The following is a 24938-nucleotide window of genomic DNA, read 5'->3' as shown; positions in this document are numbered from 1 at the left end:
TGTAAGAGCACCGTTACCCGGCGGCGCGTCCCACACCTCACGCGTCGCCGCCGCGCCCACGAGGGAGGAGAGCGCCGCCATGACCGACCGCGCCCCGCAGCCGGTGGACCGTCAGCTGCCCACCGAGGAGTCCCGGGACCTCCTCGCGCTCGTACGAGAGATCACCCAGCGGGAGATTAGCCCCCGGGCCGCCGAAGAGGAGGAGGCCGGGCGCTTCCCGCGCGAGGTCTTCACCCTTTTGTCGGAGTCCGGTCTGCTCGGTCTGCCGTACGGCGGCGAGTACGGCGGCGGCGACCAGCCCTACGAGGTCTACCTCCAGGTCCTGGAGGAGCTCGCCGCAGCCCGCCTGACCGTCGGCCTCGGCGTCAGTGTCCACTCCCTGGCCTGCCACGGCCTGGCCGGCTACGGCACCAAGGAGCAGCGGGCCGCCCACCTGCCCGACATGCTCGGCGGCGGACTGCTCGGCGCGTACTGCCTCTCCGAGCCGGCCGCCGGTTCCGATGCCGCCTCCCTCGCCACCAAGGCCGTCCGCGACGGCGACGACTGGATCATCAGCGGCACCAAGGCGTGGATCACCCACGGCGGGGTCGCCGACTTCTACACCGTCCTCGCCCGCACCGGCGGCGAGGGGCCCAAGGGCATCACCGCCTTCCTCGTGCCGGGCGACGTCGAGGGCCTCTCGGCGGCCGTCCCCGAGAAGAAGATGGGCATGAAGGGCTCGCCCACCGCCCAGCTGCACTTCGACGGCGTCCGCGTCCCCGATGCCCGCCGCATCGGCGAGGAGGGCCAGGGCTTCACCATCGCGCTGGCCGCGCTCGACGCCGGCCGCCTCGGCATCGCCGCCTGCGCCATCGGCGTCGCCCAGGCCGCCCTGGACGAGGCCCTCGCCTACGCACAGGGCCGCACGCAGTTCGGCCGCCCCATCTCCGACTTCCAGGGGCTGCGGTTCATGCTCGCCGACATGGCGACCCGGATCGAGGCGGGCCGGGCCCTGTACCTGGCGGCGGCGCGGCTGCGCGACGCGGGCAAGCCGTTCTCCCGGCAGGCGGCGATGGCCAAGCTGTTCTGCACGGACGCCGCCATGGCCGTCACCACGGACGCGGTCCAGGTCCTCGGCGGCTACGGCTACACGCAGGACTTCCCGGTGGAGCGCCTGATGCGCGAGGCCAAGGTGCTCCAGATCGTCGAGGGCACCAACCAGATCCAGCGCATGGTCATCGCCCGCCACCTGGCCGGCCCCGAAACCCGCTGACGCCGCCCCTGCCCCCCGGACGCGTGCCCGGCCCCGAGCGGCGCGAACGAGCTGTTCGCGGCCGCCGTCCGGCCGGGCCTGCTCCGTCCGGGGAGCGCGTCCGCAACGCGCCCCACCGGGTGAGCGGACTTCCGCCGCCGAGGTGGACCCGCGCGCTCGGCACCGGCTTGGGTCACGCTTCGAACAACGGCCCCGTCGGCCAGATCGGGGACGTCGCGACGCGGGACCACTCCGGGTCGCGGTAGCCCGGCAGGGTGCGCCCGTCCTCGGCCCAGAGGGCCAGCAGCGCGCGGTAGATCGGCGGGTCGGACTGCCGGTGCCGAACCGATTCTCCGGCGGTGCGGGGCGCCGGGTGGCGGCGTCGGGCCGTTCTCGGTGCGGGCGTGTCGACTGCGGTCATACCCGGACCAACGCGCCGCCCGACCGGCGGGTAACCGTGCCCGCCCTCCGGGTTTCCGTTCGAGGTGTCCCCGTACGGCCTTGCGCGGCATACGGAGGCGGGGCCAGGCGTGCCGGGGGTCAGGGAATGACAGAAGTGTGGGCGCGGGCATGGTTTCTGACGTACCGTCAAATCCCTTGAAGCGCACTGCCCCGCCCCCGCGCCCCTGGAGCTGCGCCATGCCCGTGGACCGCCCGATCCCCCTGGACGAGTACCCCATCCACCAGGCCCCGCTGTCGATGAAGCACGTCGTCACCGGCGACCGCAACGCCTACGACCGCTGCATCTTCCACGTCTTCGACCACGCCGGCCGGGCCGTCCTCATCGCCGGCCTCGGCGTCTACCCCAACACCGGCGTCATCGACGCCTACGCCACCCTCCGCACCGGAGACCGGCTCCTCGCCGTCCGCGCCTCCGACGCCCTCGCCGACGACCGCATGAACCTCGCCGTCGGCCCGCTGCGCATCACCGTCGAGGAACCCCTGCAGCGGATCGGCCTGCACTGCGACCCCGACCCCGCCGACCCCGACGGCCTCTCCTTCGACCTCACCTGGACCGCCGAGTTCCCAGCCGTCTGGGAACCGCACCACACCCAGCGGCGCGGCGACCGGCTCATCCTCGAAGGCCGCCGCTTCGTCCAGGCCGGCCACGTCACCGGCACCCTGCGCGCGGACGGCGAGGAGCACATCCTCACCCCCGACGCGTGGACCGGCACCCGCGACCGCAGCTGGGGCGTCCGCCCGATCCCCGGCGAGGACGGCGGCCGGGCCGCCGAGGAACACCGGACCGAGGGCTTCCACTGGCTCTGGATCCCCGTCCGCTTCCCGGACCGGTTCGTCATGGTCATCGTCCAGGAGGACGCCGACGGCCACCGCACCCTCAACGAGGCCGTCCAGGTCTTCCCCGAGGGCAGCGGCCGCCCCGACGTCCAACTCGGCTGGCCCCGCACCGACATCCGCTACCGCCCCGGCACCCGGCACCCCGAGAGCGCCGTCGTCCACCTCACCGACCCCGCCCGCAAACCCCTCGAACTCGGCGTGGAGATCCTCGGCTCCTCCCCGCTCGCCGTCGGCGCCGGCTACCCGCCCGCCGCCGACTGGCAGCACGGCACCTGGCAGGGCCGCGGCTGGACCGACCGCCGCGTCCTCGACCTCTCCGACCCCGCCGCCCACCCCATGGCCGCCTACGGCGTCACCGACCACGCGGCCCGCTTCACCCTCGACGGGCGCACCGGCCACGGCATCTTCGAACACGGCAGCTTCGGCCGCCACGACCCCAGCGGCTTCACCGACTACGCCTCGGTCGCCCCGTAACGACAGCCGGCAGCAGCACACAGGAAGAGGGGGAGTCATGGCAGCAGCACCGGCACCACGTCCCCGCACCTCCACCCGGCAGCCCGAGGAACTCGCCCGGCGCCTGACCGCCTGGCTCGACGGCCGCCTCCCCGGCGCCCGCGTGTCCGGCGTCCGCGTTCCCGCCTCCAACGGCATGTCCAGCGAAACCCTGCTCTTCGACATCGAGCACCCCGACACCCCGGCCCGCGCCTGCGCCCTGCGCCTCGCCGCCGACCCGGCCGCCTACACCGTCTTCCCCGCCTACGACATGCCCCGCCAGCACCGGGTGATGAGCCTGGTCGCCGCCCACACCGACGTGCCGGTCCCGCGTGTGCTCTGGCTGGAGGAGGACCCCGGACCGCTCGGCGCCCCCTTCTTCGTCATGACCCGCGCCGAGGGCCGGGTCCCGCCCGACGTGATGCCCTACACCTACGAGGGCAACTGGCTGCACGACGCCACCGACGCGGAACGCGCCGCCCTCCAGGAGGCGAGCATCTCCCTCCTCGCCCGCCTGCACGACCAATTCCCCGCCGAGGAAGCGGAGTTCCTCATCCCGGACGGGTCCGGCAGCCCGCTGCGCCAGCATGTCGACGCCCAACGTGCCTACTACGCCTGGGTGGTGGACGGACACGCCCCGTCCCCGCTGCTGGAGCGCTGCTTCGACCGCCTGGAGGAGCTGTGGCCCGCCGACGCGGGCCCCGCCGTCCTCAACTGGGGCGACGCCCGCATCGGGAACATCGTCTACGACGGCTTCGAGCCGGTCGCCGTACTCGACTGGGAGATGGCCGCCTGCGCCCCGCGCGAGGTCGACCTCGGCTGGACCGTCTACCTCCACCGCTTCTTCCAGGACCTGACCGCCGGCTTCGGCCAGAGCGGCCTGCCCGGCTTCCTGCGCCGCGAGGACCTGGAGCGCCGGTACGCCGAACTCACCGGGCACACCCCGCGCGACATGGAGTTCCACACCCTGTACGCCGCCCTGCGGCACGGGATCGTCATGCTGCGCATCGCCTACCGGCAGGCCCACTTCGGGGAGGTGGAGGTCCCGGCCGACCCCGACCGGCTGATCCTGCACCACGCCACCCTCGAGGCCATGGTGCGGGGCGCGTACTGGTAGCCCCTCCACACGGCTGAGGCCCGGGCCGCAGCGGCCCGGGCCCGGTCATCGGCCCGCCGCGACCGCGCGGCAGACCCTCCCGCCCCGGTCAGGCGGCCTGCGCGTGCCGGCTCCGCTGCAGCGGAACCGCGGCCCCGAGCCGTACCGGACGCGAGCCAGGACCGCCCACGTGCGAGAACGGCTGGGTACGCCAGTCCAGGCCCTGAGGCAGCGTCAGCATGACGACCCCCAGCTCCGGGGGGGACTCCGCGCCCGCGTCCACGGCGGGCGGCGCGTCGGCGGCCGGGCGGCCCGTGCCCGCGCAGACGGTCAGCCCGAACGGATTCCACGGGCTCAGGCAGAGCGCGTGCTCCGGCAGGTACTCCTCGTCCGCGACGAGGGCGATCGACCGGCCGCAGTCGGGGCAGATCGCGTGGCGGATCTCGAACCCCTCGCCGTCGTCGAGGTAGTCGGCGTCGTCGGCGTAGCCGACCGCGCCGGGTTCCAGGGGCTCCGGTTCGGTGCGACCGGTGCGCTTGGTGTTCTGCATGGATGTACTCCCCCTTGGGTGGGCCGGGCGGGCAACGTTCTTCGGCCTCGGCCACAGCAAGCACTTCCCGTCGCGCGGCACGAGTAACCACAACAACCCGGCGCAGTAGGACATACCCTTGTGGCTTTGGTCACATGCCCGCCGCAGGTGCCACTTGTGGGCGGACAGTACTGTGCCCGGAGCGCTTTCGGGCCGTAGGTTGAGCGGCTATGAGCGCTATGGAGGAGCTGGACCGCCAGATCGTGGATCTGCTGGTGCGGGACGGGCGGATGAGCTACACGGACCTGGGCAAGGCCACGGGACTGTCCACGTCGGCGGTCCACCAGCGGGTGCGCCGCCTGGAGCAGCGCGGCGTGATCCGCGGCTACGCGGCCGTGGTCGACCCCGAGGCCGTCGGCCTGCCCCTCACCGCCTTCATCTCCGTGAAGCCCTTCGACCCCAGCGCCCCCGACGACATCGCCGACCGGCTGGCCGGCGTACCGGAGATCGAGGCCTGCCACAGCGTCGCCGGCGACGAGAACTACATCCTGAAGGTCAGGGTCGCCACCCCGCTGGAACTCGAGGACCTGCTCGGCCGCCTGCGCGCCCTCGCCCACGTCTCGACCCGCACCACCGTCGTCCTGTCCACCCCGTACGAGGCCCGCCCGCCCCGCATCTAGCCGCAACCGGCGGCCCGCCGGCGGGGGAGCGGGCCGGGACGCAGGGGGCGGGGGCCCGGACGCAGGGGGAGCGGGCCCGGACGCAGGGGGGCGCGGTCGAACCGGCCCCCGCGAACCGGGAGACTGGTGGGCATGACTGACCGCACCGCCCACTCCGCCGACGACGCCGGAGCATTCGCATCCGCCTCGGCCCCCGACCGGACCGTCCTCCTGCGCGGCGGCGAGGTACACAGCCCCGCAGACCCCTTCGCCACGGCGATGGTCGTCGAGCGGGGCCACATCGCCTGGGTCGGCTCCGAAGGCGCCGCCGACGCCTTCGCGCAGGGCGTGGACGAGGTCGTCGACCTCGGCGGAGCGCTCGTCACCCCCGCGTTCACCGACGCGCACGTGCACACCACCTCCGCCGGCCTGGCCCTGACCGGGCTGGACCTCTCCGCGGCCGCCTCCCTCGCCGAGGCCCTCCGGCTCGTCCGCGCCTACGCCGCCCGCCGCCCCGGCGACCGCGTCCTGCTCGGCCACGGCTGGGACGCCGCCCGCTGGCCCGAGCGCCGCGCCCCCCGCCGCGCCGAGCTCGACGAGGCCGCCGGCGGCCGCCCGCTCTATCTCAGCCGCATCGACGTGCACTCCGCCGTCGTCACCACTGCTCTGCTGGACCTCGTCCCGGCCGTCACGGTCCGCGGCGACGAGCCGCTGACCCGCGACGACCACCACGCCGTCCGCAAGGCCGCGCTCGCCGCCGTCACCCCCGGGCAGCGCGCCGAGGCCCAGCGGGCCGCCCTCGACCACGCCGCCTCCCTCGGCATCGGTTCCGTCCACGAGTGCGGCGGCCCCGACATCTCCTCCGCCGAGGACTTCGCCGATCTTCTGGGCCTCGCCCGGGAGCGGCCCGGACCGCGGGTCTTCGGCTACTGGGCCGACCGCGACCTGGAGCAGGCCAAGGCCCTCGGCGCCATCGGAGCCGCCGGCGACCTCTTCGCGGACGGCGCCCTCGGCTCCCACACCGCCTGCCTGCACGACCCGTACGCCGACGCCGCGCACACCACCGGCACCGGCTACCTCGACGCGGCCGAGATCGCCGAGCACGTCACCGCCTGCACGGAGGCGGGCCTCCAGGCCGGCTTCCACGCCATCGGCGACGCCGCCCTCACCGCGGTCGTCGAGGGCTTCCGCACGGCCGCCGACCGGCTCGGCCCGGCCCGCGTCCGCGCCGCACGGCACCGCATCGAGCACGCCGAGATGATGACCCCCGAGACCATCGCCGCGTTCGCCGAGCTGGGCCTGACCGCGTCCGTGCAGCCCGCCTTCGACGCCGCCTGGGGCGGCGAGGACGGCATGTACGCGGACCGGCTCGGCGCCGAGCGCGCCCGTACGCTCAACCCGTTCGCCGCCCTGCTCAAGGCCGGGGTGCCGCTGGCCTTCGGCTCCGACGCCCCCGTCACCCCCTTCGACCCCTGGGGCACCGTCCGGGCCGCCGCCTTCCACCGCACCCCCGAGCACCGCATCTCCGTACGCGCCGCCTTCACCGCCCACACGCGGGGCGGCTGGCGGGCCCTCGGCCGCGACGGAGCGGGCGTGCTGGTGCCCGGCGCCCCCGCCGACTACGCGGTCTGGCAGACCGGCGAGCTGATCGTCCAGGCCCCCGACGACCGGGTCGCCCGCTGGTCCACCGACCCCCGCTCCGGCACCCCCGGGCTGCCCGACCTGACCCCGGGCCGGGACCTCCCGGTGTGCCTCGCGACCGTCGTCGGCGGCCGTGAGGTATTCGTGCGGTCACAGGGGTGATCCGCCGGTCCCCGGCTCGTGGGCGCCGCCCGGCCCGGAAAGGTTCGGCCGGGCCCGCCACCGCACGTCCGGGTGACCCGGCGGATCCCCTGCCCCGTGCGCCCGCACCCCGGGGGCGGCCGAAGGTTCCGCCGGGCGGCGGGCGGCCCGTGCCGGGGGCCCCGCGGTCCAGTGGACAGCGGTCGGGCCCGCCCGCAGCCGGCGGGAGCCGTACCGGCCCGAAGGACCGCGGGCCCCGCCCACTGTTCTAAAGTCATCCCCTGTGACAGGACGTACAAGAACACGAAGGCGGACCCAGTGAGCGACGGCGGACAGCGAGGCCACGGACCGCTCGGCACGACCTTGGTGATCATCCCGACCTACAACGAGGCGGAGAACATCGGGCCGATCGTCGCCCGCGTGCGCGCGGCCGTGCCCGACGCCCACATCCTGGTCGCGGACGACAACAGCCCCGACGGCACCGGCAAGCTCGCCGACGAGCTGGCGGCCGGCGACGACCACGTGCACGTCCTGCACCGCAAGGGAAAGGAGGGGCTGGGCGCCGCCTACCTGGCGGGCTTCTCCTGGGGCCTGGAGCGCGACTACGGCGTCCTCGTCGAGATGGACGCCGACGGCTCCCACCAGCCGGAGGAGCTGCCGCGCCTGCTCACCGCACTGGCCGGCGCCGACCTGGTGCTCGGCTCGCGCTGGGTGCCGGGCGGCCGGGTCGTGAACTGGCCCAAGAGCCGGAAGTTCCTCTCGCGCGGCGGCTCGACGTACTCCCGGCTGATGCTGGACGTCCCGATCCGCGATGTGACCGGCGGCTACCGCGCCTTCCGCCGCGAGACCCTGGAGGGGCTGGGCCTGGAGCAGGTCGCCTCCGCCGGGTACTGCTTCCAGGTGGACCTGGCGCGCCGGGCCGTGCGCGCCGGCTTCCGCGTCGTGGAGGTGCCGATCACCTTCGTCGAGCGGGAGTTCGGCGACAGCAAGATGAGCCGGGACATCGTGGTCGAGGCCCTGTGGCGGGTCACCCAGTGGGGCATCCAGTCGCACGCGGCCAAGCTGACGGGCCTGGACAGGGGCCGCTCCCGGGGCAAGGGCAGGCCCTGAGGCGCCGGCGGCCTGCCGCTTGCCCGCCGGGCAGCCCGCTCGCCGGGCAGCCCCTAGGGGAAGCCCGGTACCTCCGGCTGAGCCCGCTTTTACGCAGGTCGGGGCAGACTGGATGACATGACGACCGGCGCACCCACTTCGACGGCCCACCGGCGGCGCTCGCCTGCCCGTACGTTCCTGCCCCTGGCGATCGCCGTCTGGCTGATCCTGGAGGTCTGGCTGCTCGGCCTGGTCGCCGACGCGGCGGGCGGTCTCACCGTCGCCGCGCTGATCGCCGGCGGAATCGTGCTCGGCGCCGTGGTCATCAAGCGGGCCGGGCGCCGCGCCTTCAAGAACCTGTCCGACACCTTCCAGCAGGCCCAGCAGGGGCAGCCGCCCGCCGCCCGGCAGTCCGGCACGGGCAACGCCCTCACCATGCTGGCCGGCCTGCTCCTGATCCTGCCGGGCCTGCTCTCCGACGTCGCGGCCCTGCTGTGCCTGACCCCGCCGGTCCGGAAGTGGATCGGCCGCCGCGCCGGCCGCCTCCTGGAGCGCAGGATGGCCGCGGCGCGGCCCGGCAGCCTCGCCGACGCCTTCCAGCAGACCCGCATCCACCAGCCGGACGGCAAGGTGGTCCAGGGCGAGGTCATCCGCGAGGACCGGACGGACGAGCGGGACCGGCCCGGCTCCGACACGGGGTACCGGCCGCCGCTGGCGCCCTGATCCGCGTAATACCGGGCCCGGCCGCTGTAATACCGGGCCCGCCGCCACGACCTCAGCGGGCAGAGAAACGGAACAAGCCGGAGACGGAACAAGCCGAGGGCCCCCGCCACCAGATGTGGCGGGGGCCCTCGGCTTGTTCTCCTCGTCCGACGTCAGGCGGCGGACGTGTCGTCCGGCCGTCAGGCGGACTTGCGGCTGTCCCGCGGATGCACGGCGATGTTCATGGCACCGGAGCGCAGGACCGCCAGCCTCTCGGCCAGCACCTCCTCCAGCTCCTCGCGGGTGCGCCGCTCCATGAGCATGTCCCAGTGCGTTCGCGCAGGCTTGCCCTTCTTCTCCTCGGGCCCGTCCCCGTCCACCAGGAGTGCCATGGCGCCGCACGCCTTGCACTCCCACTCCGGCGGAATCTCTGCCTCAACCGAGAACGGCATCTCGAATCGATGTCCGTTCTGGCATGCGTACTCCACCGCCTGGCGCGGGGCCAGATCGATGCCGCGGTCCGTCTCGTAGCTGGTAACCACGAGCCGCGTACCGCGGAGAGCTCGCTCACTCATGAATCGTGCCTCCCGGGCTTGTCGCCCACAGGACAGGTGTCGCTGTCGTCGTCATCCGGTCAACGTCCGGTCGGCGGTATAGATTCCCGCTCCGGGTGATGCGTCGCCCGTCGTGCCGCCCCTTGTTGTACCCACCAATGCCCGTTTTGTCACATCTGGCAGCAGATGTCACCCAACGTCTTCACTTCTTCAGCACGCAGTAACGGTCCGCCTGGCAGGCCAAAGGCGTACACTACCGGCCCTTCGCTGCAACGTCGAAATCCGTTCGGAAATCGCATGAAGATCCGGCCTCCGACCGCCTGCCGGACGGGCCCCGGCCGTGTCCTGATCACGGCCGCCGCCCTCAGATCCGCTCCGGAACAGGATTGCCCGCCGCCTCGACCGCGCGCCGCACCGGCACCCGAGCCAGCAGCACGAAACCCAGTGCGAAGAAGACCACCAACGAGATGATCGCATCCCGGTAGCTGCCTGTGACCTGGTACGTGAGCCCGAACACCAGCGGCCCGATCCAGCTCAGCCCGCGGTCGCTCATCTCGTACGCGGAGAAGTACTCCGCCTCCTTGCCCGCCGGCACCAGGTGCGAGAACAGCGACCGCGACAGTGCCTGGCTGCCGCCCAGCACCAGCCCGATCATCGCGGCGAGTGCGAAGAACCACACCGGGGTCCGCGCCGGCAGGAAGTACCCGGCCCCCAGCGTCAGCGCCCACGCGGCCAGCGAACCCAGGATCGTGCGCTTGGCGCCGTACCGCACCGCCAGCCGGCCCATCGCCAGGGCCCCCGCCACCGCCAGCACCTGCACCAGCAGCACCGCGGCGATCAGGGTGGACTGCTCCAGCTCCAGCTCCTCCGCGCCGTAGACCGAGGCCTGCGAGATCACCGTCTGCACCCCGTCGTTGTAGATCAGGTACGCCAGCAGGAAGGACAGGGTCAGCGGATAGCGCCGCATGTCCTTCAGCGTGGCGACGAGCTGCTTCCAGCCGCTGACCGCCGGAGCCGCACCCGGCTCCGGCACGACCGCCCGGTCCCGCAGCCGGCGCAGCGGGATCAGTGCGAAGGCCCCCCACCACAGGCCCGCCGATGCGAGGCAGATCCGCACCGCCGTGCCCTCGGACAGCCCGAAGGAGTCGTGGCCCAGGTAGAGCGCGAGGTTGGCGACCAGCATCAGCGAGCCCGCGGTGTACCCGAAGGCCCAGCCCCGCGAGGAGACGGTGTCGCGCTCGTCCGGGGTGGAAATCTGCGGCAGGTACGCGTTGTAGAGCACCATCGACACCGACAGCGCGGCATTCGCGACGACCAGCAGCAGCCCGCCCAGCAGGTAGCGGTCCCCCTCGAGGAAGAACATGCCGGTCGTGGCCGTCGCGCCCACGTACGCGCAGACCGCCAGCAGCGGCTTCTTCCGGCCCGTCCGGTCCGCGAGCGCCCCCACCAGCGGCATCAGCAGCACCGCCAGGACCACCGACGCCGACACCGTGTACGCGAAGTACGAGCCGGCCCGCACCGGGATACCCAGCGGGTACACGAACCCCTCGGCGTCCGCGGCCGCCTTCGCCACGGAGGTCAGGTACGGCCCGAGGAACAGGGTCAGCACGCTCGCCGAGTACACCGACACGGCGAAGTCGTAGAAGTACCAGCCCTGCTGTTCGCGCCTGCGCGCGGCGGTCGCCGCTGCGGCCGGTCTGCCGTCCTCGGAACCGGTTCCCGCCCCGTCTGCCGTCTGCGCACTCATGAGTGCCCCCTTGCTGGTCCCCGTGACGCGCGGCCCCACCGGCCCGCGCGGCGGCCCCGCAGCCCTGTCAGGCCCAGGCCCCACGCCGGTCCAGCACCGCGCGCAAGATGTCGATCCGGTCGGTCATGATGCCATCGACCCCCAGGTCGAGGAGAGTCTCCATACGTTCCGGTTCGTTCACGGTCCACACGTGGACCTGGAGCCCCCGCTCGTGCGCGGCGCGGACGAACCTCCGGTCGACCACCCGGATCCCGCCCTGCGTCTCGGGCACCTGCGCCGCCACCGCGCCGGCCCGCAGCGCCGCCGGAATCGCGAACGAGCGCAGCCGCAGCCCGAGGACCCCGCGCACCCCGTACGAGGTCGCCAGCCGCGGCCCGGCGATCTTGTGGGCCCGCGCCACCCGGCTCTCCGAGAACGAGCCCACGCACACCCGGTCCCACACCCGCGCCCGGGCGATCAGGTTGACCAGCGGGTGCAGCGCCGACTCGGCCTTGATGTCGACGTTCCACCGGGCGTCGGGGAACTCCTCCAGCAGCTCCTCGAACAGGGCGAGCGGCTCGCTGCCGCCCACCCGGACCCGCCGCAGGCCCTTCCACTGCTGCTCCGAGATCCGGCCCCGGCCGTCGGTCACCCGGTCCAGCGTCGCGTCGTGGAAGGCGACCAGCTTGCCGTCGGCCGTGGCGTGCACATCGGTCTCGAAGTACCGGTACCCGGCCTCGGCGGCCCGCCGGAAGGCGGCGGCGGTGTTCTCCAGCCCGTCCGCGGCCCCGCCCCGGTGGGCGAAGGGGATCGGAGCGGGGTGGTCCAGATACGGATGGCGAAGGCTTGCGTGCGTCACTGCCGCAGTATGCCCCCTCCTCACGGCGGCCCGGCAGCCGTGCCGTGGAGCCCCGGTGAACGCCGGGGCAGCTCCCGGGTGCGGGCCCCCGCCGACGGGAGGCCTCCGGGCCGGGACCGGCACCCGGCCCTGGCCCGGGCGGACCGCCCGTGGCACCCTGAGGCTTCACAGGCAATCCAATCCGGGGGCGGTCCCGCCCCCGGAGGGGCCAATCCGAGGAAGGTGGACCGGACGCAATGGCGGAGTGGACCTCGGCAGTGGGTGCGGCGCAGCTCGCGCGGCTCATCACCTCCCAGCAGCAGCGGCCCGGCGTCCCCGGCACGCGCAAGCCGCCCGCGTACCGCTCCCTGGCCGACGGCATCCGCCTGCTCGTCCTCGAGGGACGCGTGCCGGTCGCGGCCCGGCTGCCCGCCGAGCGCGAGCTCGCCGTCGCCCTCTCCGTCTCCCGCACCACCGTCGCCGCCGCCTACGAGGCCCTGCGCGGCGAGGGCTTCCTCGAATCCCGCCGCGGCGCCGGCAGCTGGACCTCCGTCCCGGCCGGCAACCCGCTGCCCGCCCGCGGCCTGGAACCGCTGCCGCCCGAGTCCCTCGGCTCGATGATCGACCTCGGCTGCGCCGCGCTCCCGGCCCCCGAGCCCTGGCTCACCAAGGCCGTACAGGGCGCACTGGAGGAACTGCCCCCGTACGCGCACACCCACGGCGACTACCCGGCCGGGCTGCCCGCCCTGCGGCGGATGCTCGCCGACCGGTACACCGAGCAGGGCATCCCCACCATGCCCGAGCAGATCATGGTCACCACCGGGGCCATGGGCGCCATGGACGCCATCTGCAGCCTCTTCGCGGGGCGCGGCGAGCGCATCGCCGTGGAGTCCCCCTCCTACGCCAACATCCTCCAGCTGATGCGCGCCGCCGGCCTCAGGCTCGTACCGGTCGCCATGGCCGACGGGCTGGCCGGCTGGGACCTGGCCGTGTGGCGGCAGGTCCTGCGCGACGCCGCCCCCCGCCTCGCCTACGTCGTCGCCGACTTCCACAACCCGACCGGCGCGCTGGCCTCCGCGGAACAGCGCCGGGCCATGGTGGAGGCCGCGCGCTCCGCCGGCACCGTGCTCGTCGTCGACGAGACCATGGCCGAGCTGCGGCTGGACCCCGCCCTGGACATGCCCCGGCCCGTCTGCTCCTTCGACCCGTCCGGCTCCACCGTGGTCACCGTCGGCTCCGCCAGCAAGGCCTTCTGGGCCGGCCTGCGGATCGGCTGGGTCCGCGCCGCCCCCGACGTCATCCGCAGCCTCGTCGCGGCCCGCGCATACGCCGACCTGGGCACACCGGTGCTGGAGCAGCTCGCCCTGAACTGGCTGATGCGGACCGGCGGCTGGCAGGAGGCCGTGCGGCTCCGCCGCGAGCAGGCCAGGGAGAACCGGGACGCGCTGGTCGCCGCGGTGCGCCGGGAGCTTCCCGACTGGGAGTTCGAGGTCCCGCACGGCGGGCTGACCCTGTGGGCCCGGGCCGGCGGGCTGTCCGGCTCGCGGCTGGCCGAGGTGGGCGAGCGGGTCGGCGTACGCGTCCCCTCGGGCCCCCGGTTCGGTGTGGACGGGGCCTTCGAGGGTTACGTCCGGCTGCCCTTCACCGTCGGCGGGCCGGTGGCCGACGAGGCCGCGGTCCGGCTCGCGGCGGCGGCCCGGCTGGTCGGCACGGGCGCGGGCGGAAGCGGGACCGAGCCCCCGCGCACCTTCGTGGCCTGAGCGGCCCCGGTGTTCTGTCCCGGGGCCGTGGACGGGTGATGCGGGTCCCGGCTGAGGGGCCGTGAACGACCGAAGCCGCTCAGCGGCTCACGGAGCCTCCGCCGGGACCTCCGGGGGCCGGTCCGCGGTGTCGGCCTCCGGTCCCTGCGGCTGTGCCGGGGGCTGGACCTGGAACGACCTGGCCGGGGCGGGCGGCCGGCCGCCCGGGTTGCCGCCGCCCAGGGGCGTCTGCGCGCGGGCCGGCAGCAGCTCCAGGACCGCCTGCCGGTGCGCCGGGTCCGCGTCCTCGTCGTACGGGTCCGGAGCCGCGGGCACCTGAAGGCGGTGCACCGGCCCGAAGCCGAGCCGGGCGTACCCGCGGCCCGGCGGCACCTGCGCGGTCGGGGTGGTGTGCGGCGGCAGCCCCAGCACCTCGCCGATCTGCCGGGCCGGGGCGGGGCCGAGCACGACCCGGGCCCGGGTGTGCTGCCAGACGGCGTCGCCCAGCAGCTCCAGGTGGTCGAACTGCTCGGCCACCACCACCGTGACGTGTGCGGCGCGGCCGTGCCGCAGCGGCACCTGGAGCCGGACGAACAGGTCGGGGGCCCCCTCGGCCGCCGCGGCATGGGCCAGCGCACCGGGCCGGTCCAGCAGGATCCACAGCGGGCGCCGGACGTCCTCGGGGACGGGGCGTCCCGCCTCGCGCGCCCGATGCGTGGCGACGAGGCGGCGCTCGGTCTCGTGCGCGGCCCACTCCAGTGCGGCCAGCGCCCCGGCCGGCCCGCACTCCACGGCCGGTACGCCGCAGCGGCCGGACAGGCAGGCGAACTCGCCGCTGCCGCCGCCCTCCACGACCAGGACCTCGCCGCCGTGCCGCAGTGCCTGGAGGGCGATCGAGCGCAGCAGGGTGGACGTGCCGCTGCCCGGCCGGCCGACGGCCAGCAGGTGCGGCTCGGGGGACCGCGGCCCGGTGCGCCAGATCACCGGCGGCACGTCGCGCTGCTCGCCGCCCTCCACCACGGGCAGGGTGCGCTGCACGCCGTCCGCGTCGGTGAAGCCCAGCACGGTCTCGCCGGGCGAGGTGACGAACGGCTGGGCGGGGATGCCCGTCGGCAGGGGCTCCAGGACCCTCAGGTCCAGCTGGTTGCCCTCCTCGTCCCAGTCGAAGAGGTACTCCCGGCCGCGCCCGGACTTCGCGTGCAGCAGGGCCTCGATCCGGGCCCGGGAGCCGGGCTCGCCGTCCGTGAAGTACGCCGGGTAGCGGATCCGGAGCTGGGTGATCCGGCCTGCTTCGTCGAAGGCGTATCCGCTGAAGGCCTGCTGCCACTCCCCGCCGTGCGCGAAGAGCGGACTGGGGTCCTCCGGGGTGGAGAAGTACGGCACGAGCGCCTGGTAGAGGGAGCCGAGACGCTCGAGCTCGGCGGCGCCGGGCCCGGCCTTGACCGGGGTGCGCTCGCGTCCCTGCCAGGCCGCGGCCGCCATGAGGGCGGCCAGGCCGAGCACCGGCCCGTACGGGACGAGCACGAGGACCAGGATGACGGCGGTGCCCAGGAACAGGGCGGGGCCGCGCTTGTCCTTGGGGGCGGCGGCCCATCTGCGCCGGGCGGCCGCGGCCAGGATGCGCAGGCCGCGCCCGATGACCAGGAGCGGATGGAGGACGTCCGTGGCACTGACGGCGGCCGTTCGGGCGAACTCGCGTCCCCGGGCGGGCGACAGGATGCCGCTGCCGAAGAGGCGGGGGAGTGGGCGCCGGGCCACGGGCGTCTCCTGGATCTGCGGTGGGGCGGGGGCGGCTAGAGCTTGATCCCGCCGAGCAGGCTCGCGAGGCTCGCCGTGCTCGCCGTGATGCTGGGGGCGATGGCGGAACCGGCGAGGAAGAACCCGAACAGCGCGCAGACGAAGGCGTGGCTGAGCTTCATCCCGTCCTTCTTGAAGAAGAGGAAGGCGATCACACCGAGCAGGACGACGCCCGAAATGGAGAGGATCATGAGAGTTTCTCCTGGTGAGTGGGGACAGTCACCATCAGTTGTCCCAGGCTCACAGGAAGTATCAATGCGATAAAAGGTGCGTACGGGTGAAATTCCTGTTCTTTCACTTGACCGGCTCAGCCCGAGGGGTGAACCGGCCCTCCGCGGGGCGTCCCTGCCGGCCGGCGGGCGCCCGTGCCGTGGACGCGGACCCCGTCGGCGCAGGTCGGGGCGCTACCCTGGCGATTCACCCGAATGGACGCGCACGGAACCCGGCGCCCGGAGCCGACGGCCCCGGAGCCGGCGAGTACGGGGCCGACGAGTGCGGAGCCGGCGAGTACGGGGCCGACGAGTGCGGAGCCGGCGGACAGGGAGCCGGTGCGCACGTGAGCAACGAGTGGAAGGCGGAACGCGACCGATGAGCGAGCACCAGCCCACCGACAGGGGCCCCGAGGACGCCCCCGACGCGGACGTCATCGAGCTGGCCAGCAAGGTCTTCGACCTCGCCCGCCAAGGCGAGACCGCCCTGCTCGCCGCCTACCTCGACGCCGGCGTCCCGGCCAACCTCACCAACGACCGCGGCGACACCCTCGTCATGCTGGCCGCCTACCACGGCCACGCCGACACCGTCACCGCACTGCTCCAGCGCGGTGCCGAGGCCGACCGCGCCAACGACCGCGGCCAGACCCCGCTCGCCGGAGCGGTCTTCAAGGGGGAGGAGGCCGTCATCCGCGCCCTCCTCGCCGCTGGCGCCGACCCGCACGCCGGGACCCCCTCCGCCGTGGACACCGCGCGCATGTTCGCCAAGGCGGACCTGCTCGAACTTTTCGGAGTCAAGTAGTCCGCTTTCGGTCGTGACCTGGCATGGTGTGACCCGGCACCGACCTCATGGCTTGGTCACGGCGGCCGTAAATGTGGTCGCGGCGCACAAAGCGGCTGGGTCATCATGGCGTCGGATTCGATTCGCGAGCACGGCGGACGGGCAGGAGGGGGCAGGACACGACGACCGTGTCCCGGCCCACCCCCTGCGGAACCCCCCCGGCCGGCCCTGGTCGCGAAGCACCGACGAGAGTGAGAAGGCAATGGTCTACATCGAGCGGAACAAGACGACGGCGGACGTCCTCACATGCTGTTACGCGGCCCTGTGAATCCCGATTCCCGGTTGCGTCCCCAGCTTGATTTGAGGCCATTCCCATGTTCGAACCAGTCATAGCGCCAAGCGGCACCCTGCTCGGGCTCCTCCAGCGGGGCCGCGGCGACGGCACCCTGCACGCACTCGCGGCCCCCCGGGCCGAGGCCCTCCAGGCCCTCAACCAGTGCGTGCTCCGTGACCCGCGCCAGGACTGGCAGGTGGAGAACCGCTCCCTGTACTACGCCCGCCTGTACCTGGACCTCGACGGTCTCCTGGGCGAGATCGAGAGCCACCTCTTCAGCGCCGACGACCTCGTCGACGACAGCGATCACCGGACCGGCCTCGCCCTGTCCGTCCTGGGCCACCTGGCCTCGTACGGACGCGACGACGCACTCATCCTGCTGCGCCGGTACGCCGCCTCCGGCGCCAACTGGGCCTGGGCCCTCGACGAGCTCGCCCTGCGCGACGACGACGAGGGCCTGCTGTCCCTGGCCGCGCCCGTGCTCGCCCGCTTCCCCGCCACGGCGGAGGGCGAGGCGCGGCTGGCCGCTACCGTCCGCGACGCCTACGAGCCCCGCCCCTGGCGCCTGTGGGAGGAGACCGCCGAGTACGGCGCCCGCCTCGGCGCGGCACGCCGCCAGGGCTCCTTCGACCGCTGGCAGCGCCAGCTCACCCCCCACGGCCCCCGCCCCGGCTGGGGCGTCCAGGCCGTCTTCGACTGGGCCGCCGACGGCCTGCGCCGCGGCACCCCGTTGCACGTGCCCGCCGCGCGCTGTCTCGCCGCCGTGGCCTCCCCCGAGGACCGCGGCACCATCCTCGCCGCGGCCGCCGGCGCCGCCGGCCCCGCCGCCCGGGCCACCGCCCTGCACCACCTCGTCCTCGCCGAGCCGGAGAACCCGGTCGTCCTGGACCTCATCGAGGCCGCCGCCGACGAACCCGCCGTCGCCGCCTACGAACGCATGACCGGCCCCGCCGCCCTCGACCGGGCCCGCAGCTGGATCCAGCGCCCCGACGCCCTCGGCGAGGCCGCCGCCGCCCTCCTCGCCGCCCACGGCGAAACCGAGGACGCAGGCCTGGTCCTCGGCGCCCTCCGCTCCACCGTCCGCGGCTCCGGCCCGGACTCCCCCCGCCTGTACGCCCTGGTCGACGGCGCCGGCCGGCTCTCCATCGGCTGCGCGGCGCCCGTGCTGCGGCACATCTACCGCGAGACGGCCTCCTCCCACCTCCGCGGCCGCGCGGCCCGCGCCCTCGCGGGCACGGACCCCACCTTCGCGTCGGGCTTCGCGGTGGAGTGCCTGTGGGACTGCGAGGAGACCACCCGCGAGGTGGCGGCCCTCCACGCGGAGACCGCCGACGCCCGCGTCGCCCCGAGGCTCCGCCGCCTTGCCTCCGATCCGGCGGAGGAGGAGGACGTCCAGTCCGCCGTCCGCAGCCGCATCGCCCCGGAGACGGCCCTGTAGCAGCACCCCGGCCCCACGCCGCCGTCATGGGCGGTGCCCGCCCGACAAGGCGGGCACCGCCCATGCGCGTCCAGCGGGGCGGGAGTGAGGGGTGGGAGTGAGGGGTGGGGCCGAGCGGAGCGAGAGGGGAGGGGCGGGGGCAGGAGCGGGAGCGGGGCGGGGGCAAGAGCAGGGCGGGGGCGAGAGCAGGGCGGGAGCGGGAGCAGGAGCAGGGCGGGAGCAGGAGCAGGAGCAGGAGCAGGGTCGAACGGCCCGCGGTCGGGAACGACCCGCGAGGCGGGAGCCGAGGGGCGGGGGCATGATCGACCGGCGTCGGAGGAGTATCCGGGGGTTTCCCGGCGGCCCATTGTCCTTCCGGTTCGGGCCGGCCGGTCAAGGGCGCTCCTCCTTCGTCGTCGCGTCGCTTCGCGATGTCGCTGCTCTCCACCCTTGACAGTCCGACCCGCCCCGGAATGCCAACAGACTGCCGGGAAACCCCCGAAGGATGGCCAGGGGGACCCTTCAGGGACGGCCCGTCAGAGAAGCGGGCCCCTGCTGCGGCTTGCCGCGCCCCCTGCGCCCGGGACTGACGGGCTTGGTCGGCGCCGGGGCCCGGGCACGAAAAAGCCGTTCGCGGAACGGATATGGGGGCCGCTCGCGGTCGGAGTGGGGCCAACCTGCACGGAATGTCGATCAGAAGCCCATCGGGACACCCAGCCGCCCCAGATCGCTACGCGCTCCTCATCGCTCGGCGGCCGACCGCCGTCCGGGGCGGGGAACGCGGCAGATCGCTGGGCACGTCCCCTTCCTCAGCGACTCGACTGACGATCGTCCCGGGCAGGGAACGCGACAGTTCGCTACGCGCTCCTCACCCCTCGGCGGCCGACCGCCGTCCGGGGCCGGGGGCAAGCAGATCGCTATGCCCTGTGTCCGACGGCCGTCCCGAGCAAGCGGTACGCGAGAACGCGCCTTAACGCGTTCGGCTCGGTGTCTGGCTGCTGGAGCAGGCAGCAGGCGCGATGTCGGCTACAAGCCCATTTCTCGGCCCTGACGGCCGTCAGTCGCTGAGACATGGGGAGTACGTAGCAATCTGCTGCGCTTCCCGGCCCCGGACGGCGGCAAGCCGCTGAGACATGGAGAGCAGGTAGCAATCCGGGGCGCTTCCCGGCCCCGGACGGCCGTCAGTCGCCGAGCAGAGAGGAGCGCGTAGCGATCTGGGGCGTGTGGTGTGTGCCGCCGGGCCTCTGGTCGACAGTTCCTGCAGGGTCGGCCTGCCCCGCTCCTGACCGCGCCCGCCGGTCCCGGACGCAGGGGGCGCGGCAAGGCGCAGCCGCGGCCCGCTTCTCTGATGGGCCGTTTCCGGCTTCTCTGCCCCCTGGCCATCCTTCGGGGCTTCCCGGCAGTCTGTTGGCATTCCGGTTCGGGCCGGCCCGTCAAGGGTGGCCGAAGGCCATCGCGAAGCGACGCGACGACGAAGGAGGAGCGCCCTTGACGGGCCGGCCCGAACCGGAAGGACAATAAGCGGCCGGGAAACCCCGTACACCTCACGGAGCCTGCCGTGAGGTCGCTCCGTCCCAGCCTCCCCCCGCCTCCCCTCGCCTCACCCCGGCCACCCTGCCCCCGGTCACCCCCTCGCGGGGCTCACCACGCCTGCCTCACGAACCGCACCGGAACCCCCGGCCGGGCCTGCGCCGCGGCATCCAGCGCCGGGCCCGGCGGGACCACGCCCACCACCGGGTAGCCGCCTGTCACCGGGTGGTCCGCCAGGAACACCACCGGCAGCCCGTCCGGCGGCACCTGCACCGCGCCCAGCACCATGCCCTCGCTCGGCAGCTCCCCGGCGCGGGCGCGGGCCAGCGGCGCCCCTGCATCCGTGCGCAGCCCGATCCGGTTCGACGCCGGAGACACCCGGTACGCCGAACGCCACAGCGCGGCGAGCGAAGCCGGCGCGAACCAGTCCGCCCGCGGGCCCGGGCGGAGCGGCAGCACCAGCTCCGCCGGAGCCCCCGGCACCGGCAGCACGTCCGCCCCGCACACCGGATCCGGCCCGGCCGGTCCCACCGGCAGCACGGTCCCGCCCGCCGGCGCGGCCGGGCCCAGCCCCGACAGCAGGTCCGTCGAGCGACTGCCCAGCACCGGCGGCACGGCGAAGCCGCCCCGCACGGCCACGTAGCTGCGCACCCCCGACTCCGCCCGGCCCACCTCCAGCACCGCCCCCGCCGGGACCGGGACCGGCGCCCCCCAGGCCACCGGGCGGCCTGCCACCCGTACCGCGCAGGGCGCGCCCGTGACCGCCACCGTCACCGCACCCGCGGACCCGGCCCGCAGCCCCACCCCGTCCAGGGTGGTCTCCAGGACGGCCGCGTCCGGCGGATTGCCCACCAGCCGGTTGGCCAGGGCGTACGCGGCCGCGTCCAGCGCGCCCGACCTCGGCACCCCCAGGTGCGCGTACCCGGGCCGGCCCGCGTCCTGGACCGTGGTCAGCGCCCCCGGCCGGACCACCTCCAGCGCCCTTGCGCCGCTCACCCGGCCGCCTCCTCGAACCGCACCCGCACCCCCGGCGCGAAGAGGGCCGCCGGCTCCCGCGCCGGATCCCACAGCACCGCGTCCGCGGTGCCGACCAGCCGCCAGCCGCCGGGGGAGGAGCGCGGGTACACCCCGGCGTACTCGCCCGCCAGCGCCAGCGAACCCGCCGGGACCGCGGTGCGCGGCGTCTCCCGCCGGGGCAGGTGGAAGCGCTCCGGCAGCCCGGTCAGGTACCCGAACCCGGGCGCGAACCCGCAGAACGCCACCCGGAAGACGACCGACCCGACGACCTCCGCCACCTCCCGCTCCCGCATCCGCCACAGCCCGGCCACCTCCGCCAGGTCCGGCCCGTCGTACCGCACCGGGACGCTGACCAGCGGCCCCTCCGCCTCCGCGAGCGGCGGCACCTCCCAGCGCACGATCCGCTCCGCCAGCGCCCGCGGCTCCCGCACCCCGTCCAGCAGGACCGTCCGCGCGGCCGGTACGACGTCCCGCACGGGCCCCAGCCCGCCCGCGTCGCGCCGGCGCAGCACCTCGGCGTGGAGCGCGGCCGCCTCCGCCGCCGAGTCCAGCTCGACCAGCACCGCCTCGCCGCCTGCCACCAGGGCCCTCACGCGAAGGCCTCCACCCGCACGCCCGCCGCGTCCAGGGCCTGCCGCACGCGCCGCGCGAGCCCGGCCGCCCCCGGGGTGTCCCCGTGCAGGCACAGCGAGCGCGCCGACACCGCGATCCGCGAGCCGTCCGCGGCCGCCACCGCGCCGTCGGCGGCCAGGGCCGCCGCCCGCGCGACCACCGCGTCCGGGTCGTGCAGCACCGCCCCCGGCTCCCCGCGCGGCACCAGCGTCCCGGCCGGCGTGTACGCCCGGTCCGCGAACGCCTCCGCGACGGGCGTCAGCCCGGCCGCCTCCGCCGCGCTCAGCAGCAGCGACCCCGGCAGGCCCAGCACCGGCAGGTCGCCCTCCGGCCCCGCCGCCGTACGGACACCGGCGACGACCGCGGCCGCCTGACCGGCGTCGTGCACGGTGCGGTTGTACAGCGCGCCGTGCGGTTTCACGTACGACACCCGGGAGCCGGCCGCCCGCGCGAACACCTCCAGCGCCCCGATCTGGTAGGCGATCTCGTCCGCCAGCTCGTCCGCCGGCACGTCCATCGCGCGCCGCCCGAAGCCCGCCAGATCGCGGTACGAGACCTGCGCGCCGATCCGCACCCCCCGCTGCGCGGCCAGCTCGCACACCCGGCGCATGATGGACGGGTCCCCGGCGTGGAAGCCGCAGGCGACGTTCGCGCTGGTCACGACGGACAGCAGGGCTTCGTCCTCGGTGAGCGCCCAGCGCCCGAACCCCTCACCCAGGTCGGCATTGAGATCGATCAGGGGTGTGGTCATGGAAGCCATGGCGTGAGCCTAGAGCAGGCCCGCCCGGTGCGGCGGCCCCCCTGCGGCCTGTGCTGCGGGCCCTGCTGGGGGCGCCGTCCGCGGGCGCCGGCCGCGGCGCACCCCGGTCGGGGACCGACCGGATCACGCCGAACCATGCCGTTTGGGCTGTTGTCCCTGTCAGCGCCTAATCTTTGTCCGTGACTCTCCCTGCCCCGGCGAAGACCCCTCCGTCCCCGGCGCCGGGCCCGGCCGCCGACGAGGGCCTGGCCCGGCGGCTGCGCGCGCTCGCCTGCACCGCCCCGCTCCATGACCTCGACGTACGCAAGGCCAACCTCGCCGGCGAGTACGGGATCTACGCGATGGCCGAAGTCGCCCTCGCCGCGATCGACCTGGTCACCCTCCACATGGACTTCGACACCGGAGCCGACCACGACCAGATAATGGCCCGGCTGCTGCCGCGCGTGGCCGCCCAGGCCCCCGACCGCCCCACGGCCGAGCACGAGCGCGTCGCCCGCTGGGTCCTCGAGAACCTGATCAACGTCGGCAGCGTCGACCGCGGCTTCCGCGCGATCTACGGCACCTTCGGCCCCGACGGCGTCTACGTCCGCCGCGACTACGACTTCAAACTGCTCGAGGAAGTCCCCGGCCACGGCGGCGCCGTCTACCTGCGCACCACCGACGAGGCCGTCAACGTCCTCGTCGGCGCCCTCGACACCGACGTCACCAGCGCCCAGATCGCCGCCGAGGTCAAACTCGAGGTCCTGGTCAGCCGCGGCCGCCTCGCGGACGCCCAGCTCGCCGCCGAACAGGCCCGGTACCGCACCGTCCAGTACGCCGAGACCCTGCGCCGCACCCTGGAGGCGACCCGGCGCAACGTCCGCGCCGTCGACTGGCTCCAGTTCGTGCCCGACATGATCGAGGAGGCCCTCGACCACGTCGCCGACCGCTACCGGCACGAGAACGCCATCCTGACGAACATCCGCAAGGTCCGAGACGAGGCCGAGGAGCCCGAGAACAAGCGGCGCGCCGCCGAACTCGTCGACATCGTCAAGGACTGCATCCGCCGCCACACCCAGCTCCAGTCGCGGCTGCTCGAAGCCGGCCCGCTGTTCCGCGCCGAGCAGGACCGGCAGGCCTTCGCCGCCCCCGCGCCGCGCTCCGGGATCGACCTCCACGGGCAGCTGGTGGCCCCGCTGCTGCCGCTCCCCGTTGCCGAGGCGACGCGCGTCACCGACGCCTTCTTCGCCTCCGGGACCGGCCTGCGCACCCCCGTCTCCGTACGCGTCGCCGACCTGGTCGACATCCTGCTGACCCCGCCCGTCGAACGGGAGCACCTCGGCGCCGAGATGCCCGAGCCGGACCTCATCGCCACCCCCGACGACAGCCGCTTCAGCGAGGAGCAGCTCGCCGCCGCGACGGAACTCCTGGACCTGCCGCACGACGCCCCGCGCCGCCTGTCCGGCCTGCTCGCCGAGGCCCGCCGCACCGACCCCGACCTGCCCTACCTGGTGGCCCTGCTCGCCGTCCACGCCGCGAGCCCCGCCGTCGGAACGGCGTACCGGCAGGGCGAGGAGCGGCTCCTGTTCGCGGTGGACGACGGCACCGAGCTCGACGACCCCGAGTTCGGCGGCGCCGACCTGATCGTCGGTACCGCCCTGCTCGACGCGGCGGCGATGACCGCGGACCGCACGGAGGCCGCATGACCCCCCGCGGCGGCATCCGGTCCCGCGCCGGCACCCGGCCCCGCACCCCCGCCCCGTCCCGCCCCGTCGTCCCGCACCACCACCGGCCGCACGCCGCCGACCCGGCCGCCCCGCGCGCCCGCACCACCACCGCACACCACGAGAGGCAGTACCCGTGAGCGACCACCACGCCGAGCACCCCGCGTGGAGCGACGCCGACGCCCCGGCAGCGCCGTCCGCCCCGGCCCGCTCACCCATGACCCCCGCAGACGCCGCCGACGCGGCCCGGCTCGTCGCCTTCGGACTCCAGCCCAAGCTGCTGCCCGCCCGCGACGCCGAATACGCCGAACTGCTGCGCCGCTACCGCGAGGACCCCGCCTTCGGCCGCCTCGCCGACGCCGTCGCCACCGGCCTCGGGCTCATCGTCCTGGAGGTGTCCCCGCGCGCCGGCATGGCCGTCGCCGCCGGCGAGGACTCCGTCTTCGCCGTCCGCATGGGCGACTACGCCCGCCGTACCACGGCCGACTCCGGCGACCGCTTCCTGCACGGCCTCGCCCACCTCGCCCTCGCCGCCCTCGCCTTCCCCCGTCCCGAGGACCTCGCCGACGACGGCTACATCGGCCGCGTCACCGTCAACGGCGTCGACGCCTTCGTCCGCCAGGCCTGCCGCCGCCTCGAGGAACGGGCCGAGGAGACCGGCGAGAACACCGACCCGGCCACCGACGCCCCCGGCCTGGAAGCCGCCTGGCGCGTCTACGCCCGCCGCAGCGCCACCGGCGCCACCAAGGACGCCCGCCGCCTCGCCGGCTCCACCACCGGCATCATCGGCAAGGCCGCCGCCTTCCTGACGGACTCCGGCTTCCTCCAGCGCACCGGCGACGACGCCGGCGGCACCTACCGCACCACCCCCCGCTACCAGCTCCAGGTCCGCGACATGGCGGGCAGCGCGGCCATGGCCGAACTCCTGGAACTCGGCGTGGTCCCCGTCAGCGACGGCACCGCCAGCCTCCTCCCGCCGCCCGAGGGCGACGACCTGGAGCTCGCCCCCGACGCCGGCCTGCCCTTCCACGCCTGAGCCCCG

The 24938-nt window shown here is 74.7% G+C and carries 23 protein-coding genes; 13 read left to right on the top strand and 10 right to left on the bottom strand.

All coding sequences use genetic code 11. The features are described 5' to 3' along the window. The first annotated feature begins 79 nt into the window (after window positions 1-79). Window positions 80-1252, top strand: a complete 1173-nt coding sequence (locus AC068A_RS12985) for an acyl-CoA dehydrogenase family protein (protein ID WP_478584290.1) — start codon at window positions 80-82, stop codon at window positions 1250-1252. A 172-nt stretch (window positions 1253-1424) separates the two neighbouring features. On the opposite strand, the gene AC068A_RS12980 is transcribed toward AC068A_RS12985, so the two are convergent. Next, a complete protein-coding gene (locus AC068A_RS12980; protein ID WP_478584289.1) occupies window positions 1425-1652 on the bottom strand; it encodes a hypothetical protein in 228 nt (75 codons plus the stop codon). A 218-nt stretch (window positions 1653-1870) separates the two neighbouring features. Here AC068A_RS12980 and AC068A_RS12975 point away from each other — a divergent pair, with 218 nt between their 5' ends. Both AC068A_RS12975 and AC068A_RS12970 read left to right on the top strand, forming a co-directional pair. After that, the gene (locus AC068A_RS12975) at window positions 1871-3004 is read left to right on the top strand and encodes an Rv3169 family protein (protein ID WP_478584287.1); all 1134 of its coding nucleotides are present in this window, start codon (window positions 1871-1873) and stop codon (window positions 3002-3004) included. Between the two features lie 37 nt (window positions 3005-3041). Then, window positions 3042-4139 (top strand): phosphotransferase family protein, encoded by a 1098-nt coding sequence (locus AC068A_RS12970; RefSeq protein WP_478584286.1) that lies wholly within the window; start codon window positions 3042-3044, stop codon window positions 4137-4139. An 88-nt stretch (window positions 4140-4227) separates the two neighbouring features. Here the strand turns inward: AC068A_RS12970 and AC068A_RS12965 are convergent, their stop codons facing one another. Continuing rightward, complete coding sequence (locus tag AC068A_RS12965; protein WP_478584285.1) at window positions 4228-4668, bottom strand: hypothetical protein; 441 nt, start codon at window positions 4666-4668, stop codon at window positions 4228-4230. Window positions 4669-4886: 218 nt separating this feature from the next. On the opposite strand from AC068A_RS12965, the gene AC068A_RS12960 reads away from it, so the two are divergent. The 4 genes from AC068A_RS12960 (at window position 4887) to fxsA (ending at window position 8900) form a co-directional block, all read left to right on the top strand. Continuing rightward, complete coding sequence (locus AC068A_RS12960) at window positions 4887-5327, top strand: Lrp/AsnC family transcriptional regulator (protein ID WP_179178588.1); 441 nt, start codon at window positions 4887-4889, stop codon at window positions 5325-5327. A gap of 132 nt (window positions 5328-5459) precedes the next feature. Then, entirely contained in the window at window positions 5460-7109 is a 1650-nt protein-coding gene (locus AC068A_RS12955; RefSeq protein WP_478584283.1) for an amidohydrolase, read from the top strand. A 297-nt stretch (window positions 7110-7406) separates the two neighbouring features. After that, the gene (locus AC068A_RS12950; protein WP_478584281.1) at window positions 7407-8198 is read left to right on the top strand and encodes a polyprenol monophosphomannose synthase; all 792 of its coding nucleotides are present in this window, start codon (window positions 7407-7409) and stop codon (window positions 8196-8198) included. Between the two features lie 117 nt (window positions 8199-8315). Beyond that, a complete protein-coding gene (gene fxsA, locus AC068A_RS12945) occupies window positions 8316-8900 on the top strand; it encodes an FxsA family membrane protein (RefSeq protein ID WP_478584279.1) in 585 nt (194 codons plus the stop codon). Between the two features lie 179 nt (window positions 8901-9079). On the opposite strand, the gene AC068A_RS12940 is transcribed toward fxsA, so the two are convergent. The 3 genes from AC068A_RS12940 to AC068A_RS12930 form a co-directional block, all read right to left on the bottom strand. Further along, window positions 9080-9454 carry an RNA polymerase-binding protein RbpA gene (locus AC068A_RS12940; protein WP_007262928.1) on the bottom strand — a complete coding sequence of 125 codons (375 nt, stop codon included), beginning with the start codon at window positions 9452-9454 and terminating at the stop codon, window positions 9080-9082. A 343-nt stretch (window positions 9455-9797) separates the two neighbouring features. After that, window positions 9798-11180 carry an MFS transporter gene (locus AC068A_RS12935; RefSeq protein ID WP_478584275.1) on the bottom strand — a complete coding sequence of 461 codons (1383 nt, stop codon included), beginning with the start codon at window positions 11178-11180 and terminating at the stop codon, window positions 9798-9800. Between the two features lie 67 nt (window positions 11181-11247). After that, on the bottom strand, window positions 11248-12018 hold the full coding sequence (locus AC068A_RS12930; RefSeq protein ID WP_478584273.1) for a glycerophosphodiester phosphodiesterase family protein: 771 nt from the start codon (window positions 12016-12018) through the stop codon (window positions 11248-11250). Between the two features lie 236 nt (window positions 12019-12254). Between AC068A_RS12930 and AC068A_RS12925 the strand changes: the two genes are divergently transcribed. Next, window positions 12255-13757, top strand: a complete 1503-nt coding sequence (locus AC068A_RS12925) for an SCO1417 family PLP biosynthesis transcription factor (RefSeq protein ID WP_478584271.1) — start codon at window positions 12255-12257, stop codon at window positions 13755-13757. A gap of 87 nt (window positions 13758-13844) precedes the next feature. On the opposite strand, the gene AC068A_RS12920 is transcribed toward AC068A_RS12925, so the two are convergent. Beyond that, a complete protein-coding gene (locus tag AC068A_RS12920; protein WP_478584270.1) occupies window positions 13845-15494 on the bottom strand; it encodes a P-loop NTPase family protein in 1650 nt (549 codons plus the stop codon). A 35-nt stretch (window positions 15495-15529) separates the two neighbouring features. After that, window positions 15530-15724: a hypothetical protein gene (locus AC068A_RS12915; protein WP_114056688.1), complete on the bottom strand. Its 195-nt coding sequence runs from the start codon at window positions 15722-15724 to the stop codon at window positions 15530-15532. A gap of 397 nt (window positions 15725-16121) precedes the next feature. On the opposite strand from AC068A_RS12915, the gene AC068A_RS12910 reads away from it, so the two are divergent. Beyond that, window positions 16122-16544 (top strand): ankyrin repeat domain-containing protein, encoded by a 423-nt coding sequence (locus AC068A_RS12910; RefSeq protein WP_478584267.1) that lies wholly within the window; start codon window positions 16122-16124, stop codon window positions 16542-16544. Window positions 16545-16897: 353 nt separating this feature from the next. Further along, entirely contained in the window at window positions 16898-18295 is a 1398-nt protein-coding gene (locus AC068A_RS12905) for a HEAT repeat domain-containing protein (protein WP_478584265.1), read from the top strand. A gap of 1620 nt (window positions 18296-19915) precedes the next feature. Here the strand turns inward: AC068A_RS12905 and AC068A_RS12900 are convergent. From AC068A_RS12900 to AC068A_RS12890, 3 genes are read right to left on the bottom strand one after another with little or no spacing between them, the layout of a single operon-like run. Continuing rightward, window positions 19916-20800, bottom strand: coding sequence for a 5-oxoprolinase subunit C family protein (locus AC068A_RS12900; protein ID WP_478584264.1), 885 nt, complete (start codon window positions 20798-20800; stop codon window positions 19916-19918). After that, on the bottom strand, window positions 20797-21414 hold the full coding sequence (locus AC068A_RS12895; RefSeq protein ID WP_478584262.1) for a 5-oxoprolinase subunit B family protein: 618 nt from the start codon (window positions 21412-21414) through the stop codon (window positions 20797-20799). The genes AC068A_RS12900 and AC068A_RS12895 overlap by 4 nt, the downstream gene beginning before the upstream one ends. Next, window positions 21411-22184 (bottom strand): LamB/YcsF family protein, encoded by a 774-nt coding sequence (locus AC068A_RS12890; RefSeq protein WP_478584486.1) that lies wholly within the window; start codon window positions 22182-22184, stop codon window positions 21411-21413. The genes AC068A_RS12895 and AC068A_RS12890 overlap by 4 nt, the downstream gene beginning before the upstream one ends. Before the next feature lie 188 nt (window positions 22185-22372). Between AC068A_RS12890 and AC068A_RS12885 the strand changes: the two genes are divergently transcribed. The 3 genes from AC068A_RS12885 to AC068A_RS12875 are packed head-to-tail and all read left to right on the top strand — an operon-like array spanning window position 22373 to window position 24932. After that, window positions 22373-23878 carry a hypothetical protein gene (locus tag AC068A_RS12885; RefSeq protein ID WP_478584261.1) on the top strand — a complete coding sequence of 502 codons (1506 nt, stop codon included), beginning with the start codon at window positions 22373-22375 and terminating at the stop codon, window positions 23876-23878. Beyond that, complete coding sequence (locus AC068A_RS12880) at window positions 23875-24036, top strand: hypothetical protein (protein WP_478584259.1); 162 nt, start codon at window positions 23875-23877, stop codon at window positions 24034-24036. The genes AC068A_RS12885 and AC068A_RS12880 overlap by 4 nt, the downstream gene beginning before the upstream one ends. Then, the gene (locus tag AC068A_RS12875) at window positions 24033-24932 is read left to right on the top strand and encodes a hypothetical protein (protein WP_478584257.1); all 900 of its coding nucleotides are present in this window, start codon (window positions 24033-24035) and stop codon (window positions 24930-24932) included. The genes AC068A_RS12880 and AC068A_RS12875 overlap by 4 nt, the downstream gene beginning before the upstream one ends. Window positions 24933-24938 lie beyond the last annotated feature (6 nt).

It is taken from the genome of Streptomyces sp. NPDC043854 (assembly GCF_056436005.1).
Note: the sequence above shows the minus strand (reverse complement) of the source record. Positions and strands in the feature narration are given on the sequence as shown.

Bases quoted from the DNA above. Each gene is read 5' to 3' on its own strand.
- fxsA (WP_478584279.1), top strand. From the start codon at position 8,316: ATGACGACCGGCGCACCCACTTCGACGGCCCACCGGCGGCGCTCGCCT.
- AC068A_RS12975 (WP_478584287.1), top strand. From the start codon at position 1,871: ATGCCCGTGGACCGCCCGATCCCCCTGGACGAGTACCCCATCCACCAG.
- AC068A_RS12960 (WP_179178588.1), top strand. From the start codon at position 4,887: ATGGAGGAGCTGGACCGCCAGATCGTGGATCTGCTGGTGCGGGACGGG.
- AC068A_RS12910 (WP_478584267.1), top strand. From the start codon at position 16,122: ATGAGCGAGCACCAGCCCACCGACAGGGGCCCCGAGGACGCCCCCGAC.
- AC068A_RS12890 (WP_478584486.1), bottom strand. From the start codon at position 22,184: ATGACCACACCCCTGATCGATCTCAATGCCGACCTGGGTGAGGGGTTC.
- AC068A_RS12985 (WP_478584290.1), top strand. From the start codon at position 80: ATGACCGACCGCGCCCCGCAGCCGGTGGACCGTCAGCTGCCCACCGAG.
- AC068A_RS12925 (WP_478584271.1), top strand. From the start codon at position 12,255: ATGGCGGAGTGGACCTCGGCAGTGGGTGCGGCGCAGCTCGCGCGGCTC.
- AC068A_RS12915 (WP_114056688.1), bottom strand. From the start codon at position 15,724: ATGATCCTCTCCATTTCGGGCGTCGTCCTGCTCGGTGTGATCGCCTTC.
- AC068A_RS12880 (WP_478584259.1), top strand. From the start codon at position 23,875: ATGACCCCCCGCGGCGGCATCCGGTCCCGCGCCGGCACCCGGCCCCGC.
- AC068A_RS12980 (WP_478584289.1), bottom strand. From the start codon at position 1,652: ATGACCGCAGTCGACACGCCCGCACCGAGAACGGCCCGACGCCGCCAC.
- AC068A_RS12965 (WP_478584285.1), bottom strand. From the start codon at position 4,668: ATGCAGAACACCAAGCGCACCGGTCGCACCGAACCGGAGCCCCTGGAA.
- AC068A_RS12905 (WP_478584265.1), top strand. From the start codon at position 16,898: ATGTTCGAACCAGTCATAGCGCCAAGCGGCACCCTGCTCGGGCTCCTC.
- AC068A_RS12970 (WP_478584286.1), top strand. From the start codon at position 3,042: ATGGCAGCAGCACCGGCACCACGTCCCCGCACCTCCACCCGGCAGCCC.
- AC068A_RS12955 (WP_478584283.1), top strand. From the start codon at position 5,460: ATGACTGACCGCACCGCCCACTCCGCCGACGACGCCGGAGCATTCGCA.
- AC068A_RS12935 (WP_478584275.1), bottom strand. From the start codon at position 11,180: ATGAGTGCGCAGACGGCAGACGGGGCGGGAACCGGTTCCGAGGACGGC.
- AC068A_RS12940 (WP_007262928.1), bottom strand. From the start codon at position 9,454: ATGAGTGAGCGAGCTCTCCGCGGTACGCGGCTCGTGGTTACCAGCTAC.